The following is a 14,940-nucleotide window of genomic DNA, read 5'->3' on the forward strand; positions in this document are numbered from 1 at the left end:
CCGGGACTAGCCCTGCTTGACCTGGGTGATCTCGAACGGAACCGGCTGCTGGGCGGCGTGCGGGTGCTCGCTGCCCGAGTAGACCTTCAGCTTCGAGAGCATCTGGCGGCCGAGAGAGTTCTTGGGAACCATGCCCTTGATGGCCTTCTCGACGGCCTTCTCCGGGTTCTTGTCCAGCAGCTCGTCGTAACGGACGGAGCGCAGACCACCCGGGAAGCCGGAGTGGCGGTACGCCAGCTTCTGGGTCTTCTTGTTACCGGACAGGTGCACCTTGTCGGCGTTGATGATGATGACGAAGTCACCCATGTCCATGTGCGGCGCATACACGGGCTTGTGCTTGCCGCGCAGGAGGTTGGCGGCCTGAGAGGCCAGACGGCCCAGGACAACGTCCTGCGCGTCAATGATGTGCCACTGGCGCTGGACATCGCCGGGCTTGGGGCTGAACGTACGCACGGTCGTAGCCTTCGCTTCTTCGAGTGGGGTCTCCCCGAGCCCTAGGGCCGAGGGGACGGGTCCTGACAAGGCCACCTGGACGATCACGACAGCCTTGGCGACGCTCGGGGACGCAACCCGATCGTCAGCCGCTGGTCATCGGCCCGGTGGACAAGCGTAAGGGCCCCTCGCGTGAGAACGACCAAGCCAATACGCATAACGAACTCGTAGAGTACCCGTCGCCTACCGGCAGGGTCAAAACACATGGTCCTACCGGTTCGCCGGGGGCGGCGGTCCGCACGGCCCTGCGGGGCCTTGTCCTCAAGCGCCGGACGGGCTCGGTCGCGGGCTCTCCCGGCGGGCCCGGCCCGTACTGGCGTCCTCAACCGCCGGACGGGCTCGGTCAAGGGCTCTCGCGGTGGGTCCCTGCCGGTTCAGGCGTCCTCAATCGCCGGACGGGCTTGTTCGTGCGGACCGTGCGTGGTCATGTGCAGGCCGTGGACGACTGCGAGACCGGCCATCTCCAGCCCGTCCGGCGCTTGAGGACAATCCGTGACGGCCGGACGACTGTCGGCACGCCAATCAAGCCCGTCCGGCGCTTGAGGACATTCCTTGGCCTCAGGCCGAACCACCCGGCCGCACTCCATCCAGCCCGTCCGGCGTTTGAGGACAATCCGTGACGGCCGGACGACTGACGGCACACACTCCATCAAGCCCGTCCGGCGCTTGAGGACAATCCGTGACGGCCGGACGACTGACGCGCGCACCCCCACCAAGCCCGTCCGGCGCTTGAGGACACCGCCCGCCGGGCGGTCACCCGGCACCCAACTACCGCGCCCGAACCACCCGCGCCTCGTCCCACACCGGCTCCGGGACCTCGCGGACGAGCCCGTCCGAGCCGAAGACCACGAAACGATCAAACGCCCGCGCGAACCACCGATCGTGCGTGACGGCCACCACCGTCCCCTCGTACGCCTCCAGCCCCTCCTGCAGAGCCTCCGCACTCTCCAAGTCCAGGTTGTCCGTCGGCTCGTCCAGCAGCAGCGCCGTCGTACCGGCCAGCTCCAGCAGCAGGATCTGGAAGCGCGCCTGCTGGCCGCCCGACAATCTCTCGAAGCGCTGGTCGCCCTGCTTCTCCAGCTCGTACCGGCGCAGGACGGACATCGCCGCGCCCCGGTCCTTCGCGTGCTCGGTCCACAGGATGTCGACGAGCGTGCGGCCCATCAGCTCGGGGTGGGCGTGGGTCTGGGCGAAGTGGCCGGCCACGACCCGCGCGCCCAGCTTCCACGTGCCCGTGTGGGCGACGTCGTCCCCGGCGAGCAGCCGCAGGAAGTGCGACTTGCCGGAGCCGTTCGAGCCCAGGACCGCGACCCGCTCGCCGTAGAAGATCTCCAGGTCGAACGGTTTCATCAGGCCGGTGAGCTCCAGGCCCTCGCAGGTCACGGCGCGGACGCCCGTACGCCCGCCGCGCAGCCGCATCCGGATGTCCTGCTCGCGCGGCGGCTCCGGCGGGGGCCCCGCCTCCTCGAACTTCCGCAGCCGGGTCTGCGCGGCCGCGTAGCGGGAGGCCATCTCGTGGCTGACCGAGGCGGCCTGGCGCAGGTTGATCACGAGCTTCTTCAGCTGGGCGTGCTTCTCGTCCCAGCGGCGGCGCAGCTCCTCGAAGCGGGCGAAGCGCTCCTTGCGGGCCTCGTGGTACGTACCGAATCCACCGCCGTGCACCCAGACGTCCGATCCGGCCGGGCCCGGTTCCACGCTGATGATCTTCTCGGCGGAGTGGGCGAGCAGCTCACGGTCGTGGGAGACGAAGAGGACCGTCTTCTTCGTCTCGCGCAGCCGCTCCTCCAGCCAGCGCTTGCCGGGGACGTCGAGGTAGTTGTCGGGCTCGTCCAGGAGCAGCACCTCGTCCGTGCCGCGCAGCAGCGACTCCAGGACCAGTCGCTTCTGCTCACCGCCGGAGAGCGTGCGGACCTCGCGGAACTGCGCCTTGTCGTACGGGACGCCGAGCGCGGCCATCGTGCACATGTCCCAGACCGTCTCGGCCTCGTAGCCGCGGGCCTCGGCCCAGTCGGAGAGGGCCTGCGCGTAGTCCATCTGCGCGGCCTCGTCGTCCCTCCCCCAGCTACCGCTGGGAGGTGCCCCCACCATGATCGCGTGCTCGGCCTCGTCGACGGCCCGCGCGGCCTCCCTGATGCGCGGCTGGGCCACGGAGACCAACAGGTCACGCACCGTACGGTCGTCCCGTACGGACCCCACGAACTGCGGCATCACGCCGAGCCCGCCCGTGACCGAGACGGATCCGCCGTGCGGCTGGAGCTCGCCGGAGATCAGCCGGAGCAGCGTCGTCTTGCCCGCGCCGTTGGCGCCGACGAGAGCGACCGCCGCGCCTTCCCCGACCCGGAACGAAACGTCGCCGAGCAGCACTCTCCCGTCCGGAAGGTAGTACTCCAGGTGTGCTGCGTCGACATGTCCCATGGCAGCGATTGTCTCCGGCGACGAGGGGTGCGACCAACCGGTTTACGATGCACGCCATGAGCTTTGGGCAGGCAGGGCCGCATGGGGCCCCAGAGGACCCCCATCAGCCGATACCGCAGTGGGGTCCGCCCCCGCCGCCGCAGCCGTCTGCCCCCTGGGGGCCCGGCGCGCAGCAGACCCCGGACTGGGCGGCCCTCGCCGACAACACCGCGGCCCGCGGCCGGCGCCGCAAATGGCTGCTGCTCGGCGGTGGCGGTGTGCTGGCCGCCGGCGCGGTGGCCGCGGTCGTGGCGTTCGCCGTCGTCGGCTCGGGCAAGGGCGGCGCGAAGGCGTCCGGCCTGCCCTCGCCGGAGAAGCTGCCCGGTTCCTCGGGGACCCCTCAGCCGTCCTTCTCGCAGGTCGCGCCGCCGCCCCCGCCCAACCCGCGCGAGTTCATATCCAGCGCGGAGAAGGACAAGGCGCCGCTGAGCACGAAGACGCTGTTCCCGCACACCAAGCCGGTCCTCGACAAACGCAAGTACACGCGCACGGCCACCGCCACGACCTCGGACTGCGCCTCCGCCACGCAGGGCGCCCTCGGCTCGGTCCTCACGGACAACGGCTGCCGCAAGGTGCTGCGGGCGACGTACGTACGCGACGGGGTGGCCGTGACGGTCGGCGTCGCGATCTTCGACACGAAGGCGGCGGCGGACAAGGCGAAGGAGCAGGCCGCGGGGAACATCGCGTCCCTGTCCGGGGACGACGACCCCGCGTTCTGCCGCGCGACCGCCTGCCGGCTGACGGCCAACGCGGAGGGTCGCTACGCGTACTTCACGGTCGCGGGCTACGCGAACGGCAAGGCGGTCGCCGAGGACGACAAGGCCGCGCTGACGGCGGGCCGGGATGTGGCGGGGTACACGTTCCGCCGCATCATGGCGCGGGCGAACGCGCAGGCGGCGGCGTCGGTGAAGTCGGCGTCCCCGAGCGGGGCGGGCACGGGGCCGGGCAAGCAGGCATAGACGTTGTCCCAGCCGGACGGGCTGGATTTGGCGCTCGCCGGGCACAATCAAGCCCGTCCGGCGCTTGAGGACAGTCTTTGACCGCCGGATAACCACCGGGCGCACCCATCCAGCCCGTCCGGCGCTTGAGGACGATCTTTGACCGCCGGCCGCGGCCGCCAACCGCACCCCCAGCCCGTCCGGCGCCTGAGGACAAAGAGCCTGCCCGGCGCTTGAGGGCAAACACCCCGCCACATTCAGCCCGCACTGTCCCCCGCCTCACCCCCCTCCCCCGCCCCCGAAGCCGGCGGCGGCGGCACCGTCGGGGCCTTCCGTTCCGCCACTTCCACCTTCTCCACCTGCGCCCGCACCAGCTCCCGCGGGATCTCCACGTCCCCCGGATCCGACAGGCTCGTCGCGAAGAACATCGCCAGCGTGCTGCCCGAGCGCACCACCGTGATCAGGCTCGGCGCCCGTTCCGCCGCGTTCTCCAGGCGGTACGCCACCGCCTCGTCGCCCACCTCCGGCGCCCCCAGCGTCCGTACCGACGAGAACTCCTGCGGCTCGCCCTCGCCCGTACGCATCCCGAAGCCGTCCGCGCACTCGGTGGCGGCCGACCGCAGGTCCCGCAGCGTGGTGGCCGCGCCGTCGCGCCCGTACGCCGAGACGCGGATCATGCCCATCAGGCCCTCGAAGTCCATGCCCTCGCCCGCCTTGGCGAAGGTGTTCACGACGGACGCGACGGGCTGGGGCCGGGGCTGCGAGCCCAGGGCGTCGACGAGCGGCCGGCACGCCGCGCGGTCCGTGCCGGGCCTGCCGTGGCCGGCCGCCCCCGTGGACGCCTTCTCGATCTGGAAGCCGGGGACCTCGTGCGGGCCGAGCTCGACGTGCTGGAGCTGCGCCGGGCTCAGCACCCGCACGGCGTCGCGGGTGTCCTTGCCCTCGCCCCGGCCGCCCGCCGCCCGGCCGGGCCGCCCGGCGTCGTCACTGCCACTGCACCCGGCGGCCAGCCCGAGGGCCACGACCGCGGAGACCGCCACCATCGCCTTCACGTGCCCACCCTCCCAGCGCCCATGGGGTGCGTCTCTTCGCCACGCCCGGATGGACGGTTACCCTCTGAACTGCTGTCCGATCCGTCCGCTTGACAGATCCTTTGTGGCTCCGCCTACAGTTCGCTCACCCGAACAAGCGGGCCCATTCCGCCCGCGTGGTTCATTCACTGCGGCAGGGAGGGGCCGACGTGGCGTCCCGGGGGGGGTGCGCGCGCCGGGACGCTCATGAAGATCGCGTTTCTCATCCACAACGCCTACGGCATCGGCGGCACCATCCGCGCCACGGCCAACCTCGCCGGCGCGCTCGCCGCCCGCCACGACGTGGAGATCGCCTCGGTCTACCGCTCCGCGGACGCGCCGAAACTGCCCGCGACCGGCCGGGTCACGCTCACCTCTCTGATCGACATCCGCAAGGACGCCCCGGGGTCCGAGGCGGACAACGAGCTCCAGCAGCAGCCCAGCGCACTCTTACCGGCCCCCGAAAGCGGGCTCACCGCGTTCACCCGCCTCGCCGACCTGCGCGTCGCGCAGTACCTCGCGGCCACCGACGCCGACGTCGTGGTCGCCACCCGGCCCGGCCTGCTGGTCTACCTGACCCGCCTCGCCACCGAGCGCCGCTACCTCCGCATCGGCCAGGAGCACCTCATCCACGGCGCCCACGCCCCGGACCTGCGCGCCGCGCAGGACACCGCGATAGCGCTCCTGGACGCCCACACCACCGTCTCCGAGGCCGACGCCGCCGTGCACCGCGAGCGGCTGCCCGAGGCCCGCGCCCGTATCGTCGCGCTGCCCAACGCCGTCCCCGCGCCCGCCGTCGAGCCGTCCGACGGCACGTCGAAACTGATCGTCGCCGCGGGCCGGCTGATCTCCGTCAAGCGCTACGACCTGCTCGTCGACGCCTTCGCCAAGGTCGTCGCCGAACGCCCCGACTGGAAGCTGCGCATCTACGGCCGCGGCCCCGAGCGCGCCGCCCTGCGCGACCGGATCGACGCCCTCGGGCTGAGCGAGCACATCGCGCTCATGGGCGCCCACTCCCCCATCGAGACCGAGTGGGCCAAGGGCGCCGTCGCCGCCGTGACCTCCTCCTACGAATCCTTCGGCATGACCATCGTCGAGGCCATGCACTGTGGCGTCCCCGTCGTCGCCACCGACTGCCCGCACGGGCCCGGCGAGATCATCAGCGACGGCCACGACGGCCTGCTCGTCCCCGTCGGCGACACCGACGGCATCGCCAAGGGCCTGCTCAAGCTCATCGAGGACGACGAGCTGCGGCGGACCATGGGCCAGGCGGCCCGGATCTCCGCCGAGCGCTACCACCCGGACTCCATCGCCCGCCAGTACGAGGACCTCATCGCGAGCCTCGGCGGCGACACCGGCACCACCGAGAGCACCGCGGGAGAGCGCGAGCCCGCGCCCCTGCCGCTGTCGAAGGTGCTCCGCCGCACCGCCGGCAAGCTGCTGCGGCCGCTGCGGCGCGGCGTGGCCAGGCCCGCCACCCCGCCGGTCAAGGCCGCCATCAAGGACATCGTCCGCAAGCCGCTGCGCTGCACGGCCTCCTGCCGCGTCGACGCGAACGGCGACATCATCGTCTCGGTCGACCGCAAGGGCCTCTCCGGCGAGAAGCTCTCCCTGACGGTCACCCGGCGCAAGGAGGGCAAGCCCGTCAGCGTGCCCCTCCAGGCACCGGCCACCCCCAAGGGCCCTTGGACCGCCGTCCTCGACCGCCGCGAGCTGCGGCTCGGCGAGGGCCGCTGGGACCTCCACGTCGTCCGCGGCGACGACGGCGCCCGCCGCCGCGTGGTCTCGCACCTCGCCGAGGGCCGCGGCCTGGTCGAGCTGGAGCCGCTGTCCGACGCCCCCTTCACCTGGTGGGTGCCCTACCCGACGGTCGACGGCTTCCTCGCCCTGCGCGCCTGGCACCGCCCCGCGCACGCCGAGGCCCGCGCGGTACGCCAGAACGAGACGACGCTGACCGTCGAAGGCACCCTGCACGGCACGGAGTTCACCTCCGAGAGCAACCCGATCGTGGTCTGCACCCCGCGCGTCGAGGGCGCCGAGAAGGTGACGGCGCAGGTCACCGTCGTGGACGCGGGATCCTTCAGCGTGACCCTGCCGTACGCGGAGCTGCGCGCCGCCCGCGCCGGCGAGGAGAACACCGTCTGGGACCTGACCCTGCGGCCGACCCCGGACGCCGAGCCGATCAAGATCGCCAGGCTCGTCGGCGACATCGTCGACCGGAACAAGACGGACCTCTACCCGAAGGTCGACGGCATCAAGCCGTACTTCACGGTCAACAGCGACCTGGCGGTCAGCTGCCCGGTGCCGGACGGGGTCTGACGGAACATCAGCCGGGGCGGGCCGTCACCACGACAGCCCGCCCCGGCCCTTCCGGCCCGTCCGGCGATCGAGGACCGGGTCCGGGGCAGCGCCCCGATTTCTAACAGCACCCCGCACCGGGAAGAGTGCGCTTGTTACGCGCCGCGAGATTCCGCGCGGCCAGCTCGGAGTCGGCCGGATACCCGACCTCTTCAAGCGTCAACCCGTGCGGCCGCACCACGTGCACAGCCGAATCCCGCACCCGCGCGCCCAGCACCTTGCCCGGCCAGTCGACCGGCCGGTGCCCGTCACCGACGAACAGCAGCGCGCCCACCAGCGAGCGCACCATGTTGTGGCAGAAGGCGTCCGCCCGTACGGTCGCGGTGATGACGCCGGAGGCGTCCCGCTCCCAACTCAGCTGCTGGAGCGTACGGATGGTCGTCGCACCCTCGCGCTTCTTGCAGTACGCGGCGAAGTCGTGCTCCCCGACCAGCGCGCGCGAGGCGGCGTTCATCGCGTCGACGTCCAACGGCCAGTCGTGCCACAGGACATGACCGCGCAGCAGCGGGTCGACACCGCCGATGTGGTCGGTGACCCGGTAGGCGTACCGGCGCCAGATCGCCGAGAAGCGCGCGTTGAATCCGGCCGGCGCCTCCGCGACCTTCCACACCCGCACGTCGTGCGACAGCCGGCCGGCGAGCCGCCGCAGCAGCTTCTCCTCGTGCTCGGCCCACACCTCCGCCGGCAGGTCGACGTGCGCGACCTGCCCGCGCGCGTGCACGCCCGAGTCCGTACGGCCCGCGACCGTCAGCTCATGGGTCTCGGACGACCGGGTCACCGTCCGGAGCGCGTCCTCGATCTCGCCCTGCACGGTACGCAGACCCGAACGCTGCTTGGCCCAGCCGGAAAAATCCTTGCCGTCGTACGACAGGTCCAGCCGCACCCGCACAAAGCCGGGCGCCACCTCGTCACTCACCGAAAGTTCCCTCTCCCACTTACGCGGAACGGGCCCGCTCCCCCAAAAGGGAGCGGACCCGCGTCCACACACACATGACGTGCGTCAGGCGTCCTTGGACTCCTCGGCCGGAGCCTCGGCAGCAGCCTCGGACTCCTTGACCGCACGCTTGGTGGCGGCCTCGGCCTCGGCGACGGTCGCCTTCTTGGCGATCTCGCGCTCGACGAGCTCGATCACGGCCATCGGGGCGTTGTCGCCACGACGGTTGCCGATCTTCGTGATGCGGGTGTAACCACCCGGACGCTCGGCGAAGCCCGGACCGATCTCGGTGAACAGCGTGTGCACGATGCTCTTGTCCGTGATCGTCTGCAGCACCTGGCGACGGTTGTGGATGTCGCCCTTCTTCGCCTTGGTGATCAGACGCTCGGCGACCGGGCGCAGGCGGCGAGCCTTGGCCTCGGTGGTGGTGATGCGGCCGTGCTCGAAGAGCGCCTTGGCGAGGTTCGCCAGCAGCAGCTTCTCGTGCGCGGCACCGCCGCCCAGACGGGCACCCTTGGTGGGACGCGGCATGGTGTTTCTCCTTGTTCTCTGCACCGGCCGTATCAGGTACCGGTGTCAGGTCCCAGCGGGCGGTTGCCCACCAGAAGTCTGTGAAGCGGCCGGGCGGGCTGCATCAGGCAGGGCCCAATTCAGCCCGTCCGGCGATTGAGGACAAAGCCTCAGCCCCGTGCGACGGGACTCAGTACTGCTCGGTCTCCACGAAACCCGCGTCCGCGTCGTCGTCGGCGCCAAACGCGTCCGCGGCGGCGGTCGGGTCGAATCCGGGCGGGCTGTCCTTGAGGGCCAGGCCCATGCCGGCCAGCTTCGCCTTGACCTCGTCGATCGACTTCGCACCGAAGTTGCGGATGTCGAGCAGGTCGGCCTCGGAGCGGGCGACGAGCTCACCCACGGAGTGGATGCCCTCGCGCTTGAGGCAGTTGTACGAGCGGACCGTGAGCTCGAGCTCCTCGATCGGCAGCGCCAGGTCGGCGGCAAGGGCGGCGTCCGTCGGGGACGGGCCCATGTCGATGCCCTCGGCGTCGATGTTGAGCTCGCGGGCAAGACCGAACAGCTCGACCAGGGTCTTACCGGCGGACGCCATGGCGTCGCGCGGGCGCATGGCCTGCTTGGTCTCGACGTCGACGATCAGCTTGTCGAAGTCGGTGCGCTGCTCGACACGGGTCGCCTCGACCTTGTAGGTGACCTTGAGAACCGGCGAGTAGATGGAGTCGACCGGGATACGGCCGATCTCCTGGCCCACCTGCTTGTTCTGGACGGCGGAGACGTAGCCGCGACCGCGCTCGACGGTCAGCTCCATCTCCAGCTTGCCCTTGGCGTTCAGGGTCGCCAGGACCAGGTCGGGGTTGTGAACCTCGACGCCGGCCGGCGGGGCGATGTCGGCGGCGGTGACCAGACCCGGACCCTGCTTGCGCAGGTACATCACGACCGGCTCGTCGTGCTCCGAGGAGACGACCAGCTGCTTGATGTTCAGGATGAGGTCGGTGACGTCCTCCTTGACGCCCGGCACGGTGGTGAACTCGTGCAGGACACCGTCGATGCGGATGGACGTGACCGCCGCACCCGGGATCGAGGAGAGGAGCGTACGACGCAGGGAGTTGCCGAGGGTGTAGCCGAAGCCCGGCTCCAGCGGCTCGATCACGAACCGGGAGCGGAACTCGTCGACGACCTCTTCGGTCAGCGAGGGGCGCTGAGCGATCAGCATGCGATGAATCCTTCAGTCATGGACACCCACTATTTGATGTCCTGAGGTACTACAAGGGTACGGGCGATACGGCCCCGAAGAGCCGTACCGCCCGTGTGCCGTACGAAGCGGCGCGATGATCAGCGGGCCTCGCGGCCCGATGGATCAGACGCGGCGGCGCTTCGGGGGACGGCAGCCGTTGTGCGGGGTCGGGGTGACGTCCTGGATGGAGCCAACCTCGAGGCCGGTCGCCTGGAGCGAGCGGATGGCGGTCTCACGACCGGAACCCGGGCCCTTGACGAAGACGTCGACCTTGCGCATGCCGTGCTCCTGCGCGCGACGGGCAGCCGACTCGGCGGCCATCTGCGCGGCGAACGGAGTGGACTTGCGGGAGCCCTTGAAGCCGACGTGGCCGGCGGAGGCCCAGGAGATCACGTTGCCCGAAGGGTCCGTGATCGACACGATGGTGTTGTTGAACGTGCTCTTGATGTGCGCGTGGCCGTGAGCGACGTTCTTCTTTTCCTTGCGACGCACCTTCTTGGCTGCGCCCTGACGACCCTTGGGGGGCATGTCTTACTCCTGTGGAGTGGAGGTGATCGGTCCTACAGCGAAGACCGCTGGTGAGCGTCCGCTGAGGACTACTTCTTGCCCGGCTTCTTCTTGCCGGCGATCGCGCGACGCGGGCCCTTGCGGGTACGAGCGTTCGTGCTGGTGCGCTGACCGTGGACCGGCAGGCCACGACGGTGACGCAGACCCTGGTAGCAGCCGATCTCTACCTTGCGGCGGATGTCGGCCTGGATCTCGCGGCGGAGGTCACCCTCGGTCTTGAGGTTGGCGTCCACGTACTCGCGGATCTTGACCAGGTCCTCTTCGGGAAGGTCACGAACGCGGCTGTTCGGGTTCACACCGGTCGCGGCGAGAGTCGCCTGCGACTGGGTGCGGCCGATACCGAAGACGTAGGTGAGTGCGACCTCCACGCGCTTGTCGCGCGGGATGTCAACACCGGAAACGCGTGCCATTTACTGGCTCCAGTTTGATATTCGGGGGTCTTCCACAGCGCCACTCCCGACCGCCGACCGCCCTTGATCAAGACTTGAACAAGAGGGGTGGTACGTCCCGAGTCCCCGGCCCCCGCCGGAGGTGTCGCCAGCCGTGGCTGACGGGCTCTGCTTATGTACGTTGCTATGCGTCGCGCGAAGTAACTGCGGAGTGCAGGTTCTGCGTCAGCCCTGGCGCTGCTTGTGGCGCAGGTTGTCGCAGATGACCATGACCCGGCCGTGACGGCGGATCACCTTGCACTTGTCGCAGATCTTCTTGACGCTCGGCTTGACCTTCATGGGATGTCAGGTTCTCCGGGTCAGTGCCGTCACCCCGCGGTAGCGGGGCATCGACAAGATCTACTTGTAGCGGTAGACGATCCGGCCACGCGTCAGGTCGTAGGGAGAGAGCTCCACGACGACCCGGTCATCCGGGAGGATGCGGATGTAGTGCATCCGCATCTTGCCGCTGATGTGCGCGAGGACTTTGTGACCGTTCTGGAGTTCTACCTTGAACATCGCGTTCGGCAGAGACTCGATCACGGTGCCCTCGATCTCGATGGCACCTTGCTTCTTGGCCACGCTTCGCCTTTCGAATCGGCTACCTTGATCAACTCTCGTATACACGTGCCATACGAACGCAGGCATGCGGATACACGAGAGCCGACGCGTCAGTCTACGTCAGGGCAACCCGAAAGACTAATCCAGGGTCATTGCCCAGCCGCGTTGATCCTTAAGCGGCAGTTACGCCAGCGGATCCGGCGCCGCCGTCACCCCGTACTCCGCCAGCTTGGCCTTGCCGCCGTGGAATCCTCCACACGCCCCTCTCGCGGGCTCGGCGCCAAGGCGCCTCACAAGCTTCGAGCGGCTGCGCCGGACGCCGTCCGGCGAGGCGGTGGCCGATGCCGAAAAGAGCCGGTGCCTACGCCAGCGGATCCGGCGCCGCCGTCACCCCGTACTCCGCCAGCTTGGCCTTGCCGCCGTCCACCGCCGTGAGCACCAGCGGGCCCTGCTCCGTCAGGGCGACGGAGTGCTCCCAGTGGGAGGACCAGGTCAGGTCGTCCGTGAGGACCGTCCAGTCGTCCTCCAGGACGTGGGTCCGGGCGGTGCCCAGGCTCACCATGGGCTCGATCGCGATGCAGAAGCCGGGGACGAGCTTGGGGCCCTTGCCGCGCTTGCGCGAGACGTAGTTCAGCAGGTGCGGGTCCATGTGCATCTCGGAGCCGATGCCGTGCCCGCCGTAGTCCTCGATGATCCCGTACTTCCCGGTGGCCGGGCGGGGCTGGCGGCGGATGTAGCCCTCGATGGCCTTGGAGATGTCCACCAGGCGGTTGCCGTTCTTCACGGCGGCGATGCCGGCCCACATCGACTCCTCGGTCACCCGGGAGAGCTCCAGCAGCTCCGGAGCGTGACCGGTGCCCACGAAGGCCGTGAAGGCGGCGTCGCCGTGCCAGCCGTCCACGATCGCGCCCGCGTCGATGGAGATGATGTCGCCGTCCTTCAGGACGGTCTTCGTGTCCGGGATGCCGTGCACGACGACCTCGTTCACCGAGGTGCAGATCGTGGCGGGGAAGCCGCCGTAGCCGAGGAAGTTCGACTTGGCGCCGTGCTCGGCCAGCACCTTGCGGGCGACGTCGTCCAGATCCTTGGTGGTGGCACCCGGCACGGCCGCCGCCCGGGTGGCCGCGTGGATGGCGGCGACGACCAGCCCCGCCTCGCGCATCTTCGCGATCTGGTCCGGGGTCTTGATCTCGACCATGGGGGTGCCTTTCTCGGCTGCACGTGGCTTCCACGTGACGTCTACGGTGCTTCTCGTGCGGCCCGGGTAGCTGCCCGGCCGGGCGCTCCGGGCTCCGCCGGCCCGCGCAGGGCGCACAGCACAACACTACGGCCGCGGCGCCCCGAGGGGCACCGCGGCCGTAATCAGCTCGCTGTTCAGGCGTTGTCGCGCTCCAGGGCGGCCATCGCCCGCTGCGTGACCTCGGCGACCTTGCCGAGCGCCGAGATCGTCACCACCAGGCCCTGGGCCTTGTAGTAGTCGATGATCGGCTCGGTCTCGCTGTGGTAGACCTCCAGCCGCTTGCGGACGGTGTCCTCACTGTCGTCCTCGCGCTGGTACAGCTCGCCGCCGCAGGCGTCACAGACACCCTCGGCCGCCGGCGGGTTGTAGATCACGTGGAAGATGTGGCTGCTGTCCTTGCGGCACATCCGGCGACCGGCGATCCGCTTGACGACCTCGTCCTCCGGGACCTCCAGGTCCAGGACGGCGTCCAGCTTGAGGTCGTCGGCCTTGAGGATCCCGTCCAGCGCCTCGGCCTGGGCCAGGTTGCGCGGGAAGCCGTCCAGCAGGAAACCGCCGACGGCGTCCGACTGCTGCATGCGGTCCTTGGCCATCCCGATGGTGACCTCGTCCGGCACCAGCTGGCCGGCCCGCATGTACTCCTGGGCCTTCTGGCCGAGCGGCGTGCCCTGGCTGATGTTCGCCCGGAAAAGGTCACCCGTCGAGATGTGCGGGATCGCGAGGTTCTTGGCGAGGTACGCGGCCTGCGTACCCTTGCCGGCGCCGGGCGGCCCGACGAGGACGATTCGCATCAGCGGAGGAACCCTTCGTAGTTGCGCTGCTGAAGCTGGCTCTCGATCTGCTTCACAGTCTCCAGACCGACACCCACGATGATCAGGATGCTGGTTCCCCCGAACGGGAAGTTCTGGTTCGCGTTGAGTGTGACCAGTGCCACCGTGGGCACCAGGGCGATCAGCCCCAGATAGAGCGAGCCCGGCCACGTGATGCGGTTCAGCACGTAGCTCAGGTACTCCGCGGTGGGACGACCAGCCCGGATGCCCGGAATGAACCCACCATACTTCTTCATGTTGTCGGCAACTTCTTCGGGGTTGAAGGAGATGGCGACGTAGAAGAAGGCGAAGAAGACGATCAGCAGGAAGTAGGTGACCATGTAGATCGGGTGGTCACCCTTGACCAGGTTGGCGTTGACCCAGTTCGCCCAGCCGGCCTTGGAGCCGGTGAACTGCACGAGCAGCGCCGGGATGTAGAGCAGCGACGAGGCGAAGATGACCGGGATCACGCCCGCCTGGTTCACCTTGAGCGGGATGTAGGTGGACGTGCCGCCGTAGGACCGGCGGCCGATCATGCGCTTGGCGTACTGGACCGGGATCCGGCGCTGGGCCTGCTCCACGAAGACCACCAGCGCGACCATGGCCAGGCCGCAGATGATGACCAGCGCGAACTCCAGCCAGCCGCCCATCAGCTTGCCCTGGAGCTTGATGCCCCACAGGCCGCTGGGGAAGCCGGCGGCGATGGACGTGAACATCAGGATCGACATGCCGTTGCCGATGCCGCGGTCGGTGACGAGCTCACCGAGCCACATGATCAGCGCGGTGCCCGCGGTCATGGTGATGACCATGGTGACCGTGGTGAAGATCGACTGGTTGGGCACGATCTGGTTGCCCACCGTGCAGTTACCGAAGAGGGCACCGCTGCGCGCGGTGGCCACCAGGCCGGTGCCCTGGAGCACCGCGAGTGCCACGGTCAGATAACGCGTGTACTGCGTGATCTTGGCCTGCCCCGACTGTCCCTCCTTCTTGAGGGCTTCCAGTCGAGGGATGACGACGGTGAGCAACTGAAGAATGATGCTCGCCGTGATGTACGGCATGATCCCGAGCGCGAAGATCGTGATCTGCAGCAGCGCGCCACCGCTGAACATGTTCACGAGGCCGAACAGGCCCTGACCACGCTGGGCCTGGTCCATACACGTCTGGACGTTCTGGTAGTCGACGCCCGGCACCGGCACATGCGCGCCGAGCCGGAAGAGCACCATGATGCCCAACGTGAACAGCAGCTTCTTGCGCAGGTCGGGCGTCTTGAACGCCCGGGCGAACGCGGTGAGCACGGTGCCTCCTGCGCCTCTCACGCAGCCACGTGAGAGGTGACGGTCTTGAG

The 14,940-nt window shown here is 69.4% G+C and carries 15 protein-coding genes; 2 read left to right on the plus strand and 13 right to left on the minus strand.

Annotated elements, in window-relative coordinates:
* Nucleotides 1–6: 6 nt before the first annotated feature.
* Nucleotides 7–453 (minus strand): 50S ribosomal protein L13, encoded by a 447-nt coding sequence (gene rplM, locus J7E86_RS02825; protein WP_215079412.1) that lies wholly within the window; start codon nt 451–453, stop codon nt 7–9.
* 807 nt (nt 454–1,260) lie between these two features.
* On the minus strand, nt 1,261–2,907 hold the full coding sequence (locus tag J7E86_RS02830; protein WP_215079414.1) for an ABC-F family ATP-binding cassette domain-containing protein: 1,647 nt from the start codon (nt 2,905–2,907) through the stop codon (nt 1,261–1,263).
* A 56-nt stretch (nt 2,908–2,963) separates the two neighbouring features.
* Here J7E86_RS02830 and J7E86_RS02835 point away from each other — a divergent pair, with 56 nt between their 5' ends.
* Complete coding sequence (locus J7E86_RS02835) at nt 2,964–3,905, plus strand: hypothetical protein (protein WP_374223758.1); 942 nt, start codon at nt 2,964–2,966, stop codon at nt 3,903–3,905.
* Between the two features lie 236 nt (nt 3,906–4,141).
* Here the strand turns inward: J7E86_RS02835 and J7E86_RS02840 are convergent, their stop codons facing one another.
* Nucleotides 4,142–4,936 (minus strand): hypothetical protein, encoded by a 795-nt coding sequence (locus tag J7E86_RS02840; protein WP_215079416.1) that lies wholly within the window; start codon nt 4,934–4,936, stop codon nt 4,142–4,144.
* Nucleotides 4,937–5,161: 225 nt separating this feature from the next.
* Between J7E86_RS02840 and J7E86_RS02845 the strand changes: the two genes are divergently transcribed.
* Nucleotides 5,162–7,273, plus strand: a complete 2,112-nt coding sequence (locus tag J7E86_RS02845) for a glycosyltransferase family 4 protein (protein WP_215079418.1) — start codon at nt 5,162–5,164, stop codon at nt 7,271–7,273.
* A 100-nt stretch (nt 7,274–7,373) separates the two neighbouring features.
* Here J7E86_RS02845 and truA read toward each other — a convergent pair whose 3' ends face one another.
* The 10 genes from truA to secY form a co-directional block, all read right to left on the minus strand.
* Nucleotides 7,374–8,228: a tRNA pseudouridine(38-40) synthase TruA gene (gene truA, locus J7E86_RS02850; RefSeq protein WP_215079420.1), complete on the minus strand. Its 855-nt coding sequence runs from the start codon at nt 8,226–8,228 to the stop codon at nt 7,374–7,376.
* Nucleotides 8,229–8,312: 84 nt separating this feature from the next.
* Nucleotides 8,313–8,777 carry a 50S ribosomal protein L17 gene (gene rplQ / locus J7E86_RS02855; RefSeq protein ID WP_215079422.1) on the minus strand — a complete coding sequence of 155 codons (465 nt, stop codon included), beginning with the start codon at nt 8,775–8,777 and terminating at the stop codon, nt 8,313–8,315.
* A 169-nt stretch (nt 8,778–8,946) separates the two neighbouring features.
* Nucleotides 8,947–9,969 carry a DNA-directed RNA polymerase subunit alpha gene (locus J7E86_RS02860; protein WP_004946635.1) on the minus strand — a complete coding sequence of 341 codons (1,023 nt, stop codon included), beginning with the start codon at nt 9,967–9,969 and terminating at the stop codon, nt 8,947–8,949.
* A 144-nt stretch (nt 9,970–10,113) separates the two neighbouring features.
* Nucleotides 10,114–10,518, minus strand: coding sequence for a 30S ribosomal protein S11 (rpsK, locus tag J7E86_RS02865; RefSeq protein WP_003956432.1), 405 nt, complete (start codon nt 10,516–10,518; stop codon nt 10,114–10,116).
* A 68-nt stretch (nt 10,519–10,586) separates the two neighbouring features.
* Nucleotides 10,587–10,967: a 30S ribosomal protein S13 gene (rpsM, locus tag J7E86_RS02870; RefSeq protein WP_215079424.1), complete on the minus strand. Its 381-nt coding sequence runs from the start codon at nt 10,965–10,967 to the stop codon at nt 10,587–10,589.
* A 204-nt stretch (nt 10,968–11,171) separates the two neighbouring features.
* Nucleotides 11,172–11,285: a 50S ribosomal protein L36 gene (rpmJ, locus tag J7E86_RS02875; protein ID WP_003956441.1), complete on the minus strand. Its 114-nt coding sequence runs from the start codon at nt 11,283–11,285 to the stop codon at nt 11,172–11,174.
* 60 nt (nt 11,286–11,345) lie between these two features.
* The gene (infA, locus tag J7E86_RS02880; protein ID WP_003956442.1) at nt 11,346–11,567 is read right to left on the minus strand and encodes a translation initiation factor IF-1; all 222 of its coding nucleotides are present in this window, start codon (nt 11,565–11,567) and stop codon (nt 11,346–11,348) included.
* Nucleotides 11,568–11,907: 340 nt separating this feature from the next.
* A complete protein-coding gene (map, locus tag J7E86_RS02885) occupies nt 11,908–12,744 on the minus strand; it encodes a type I methionyl aminopeptidase (RefSeq protein WP_215079426.1) in 837 nt (278 codons plus the stop codon).
* A 176-nt stretch (nt 12,745–12,920) separates the two neighbouring features.
* The gene (locus J7E86_RS02890; protein WP_215079428.1) at nt 12,921–13,577 is read right to left on the minus strand and encodes an adenylate kinase; all 657 of its coding nucleotides are present in this window, start codon (nt 13,575–13,577) and stop codon (nt 12,921–12,923) included.
* On the minus strand, nt 13,577–14,890 hold the full coding sequence (gene secY / locus J7E86_RS02895; protein WP_215079430.1) for a preprotein translocase subunit SecY: 1,314 nt from the start codon (nt 14,888–14,890) through the stop codon (nt 13,577–13,579). The genes J7E86_RS02890 and secY overlap by 1 nt, the downstream gene beginning before the upstream one ends.
* Nucleotides 14,891–14,940 lie beyond the last annotated feature (50 nt).

The organism is Streptomyces sp. ISL-11 (assembly GCF_018614525.1).
Taxonomy (GTDB): Bacteria; Actinomycetota; Actinomycetes; order Streptomycetales; family Streptomycetaceae; genus Streptomyces.

Bases quoted from the DNA above. Each gene is read 5' to 3' on its own strand.
- rpmJ (WP_003956441.1), bottom strand. From the start codon at position 11,285: ATGAAGGTCAAGCCGAGCGTCAAGAAGATCTGCGACAAGTGCAAGGTG.
- rplQ (WP_215079422.1), bottom strand. From the start codon at position 8,777: ATGCCGCGTCCCACCAAGGGTGCCCGTCTGGGCGGCGGTGCCGCGCAC.
- rpsM (WP_215079424.1), bottom strand. From the start codon at position 10,967: ATGGCACGCGTTTCCGGTGTTGACATCCCGCGCGACAAGCGCGTGGAG.
- J7E86_RS02845 (WP_215079418.1), top strand. From the start codon at position 5,162: ATGAAGATCGCGTTTCTCATCCACAACGCCTACGGCATCGGCGGCACC.
- J7E86_RS02890 (WP_215079428.1), bottom strand. From the start codon at position 13,577: ATGCGAATCGTCCTCGTCGGGCCGCCCGGCGCCGGCAAGGGTACGCAG.
- J7E86_RS02830 (WP_215079414.1), bottom strand. From the start codon at position 2,907: ATGGGACATGTCGACGCAGCACACCTGGAGTACTACCTTCCGGACGGG.
- J7E86_RS02860 (WP_004946635.1), bottom strand. From the start codon at position 9,969: ATGCTGATCGCTCAGCGCCCCTCGCTGACCGAAGAGGTCGTCGACGAG.
- rpsK (WP_003956432.1), bottom strand. From the start codon at position 10,518: ATGCCCCCCAAGGGTCGTCAGGGCGCAGCCAAGAAGGTGCGTCGCAAG.
- map (WP_215079426.1), bottom strand. From the start codon at position 12,744: ATGGTCGAGATCAAGACCCCGGACCAGATCGCGAAGATGCGCGAGGCG.
- J7E86_RS02835 (WP_374223758.1), top strand. From the start codon at position 2,964: ATGAGCTTTGGGCAGGCAGGGCCGCATGGGGCCCCAGAGGACCCCCAT.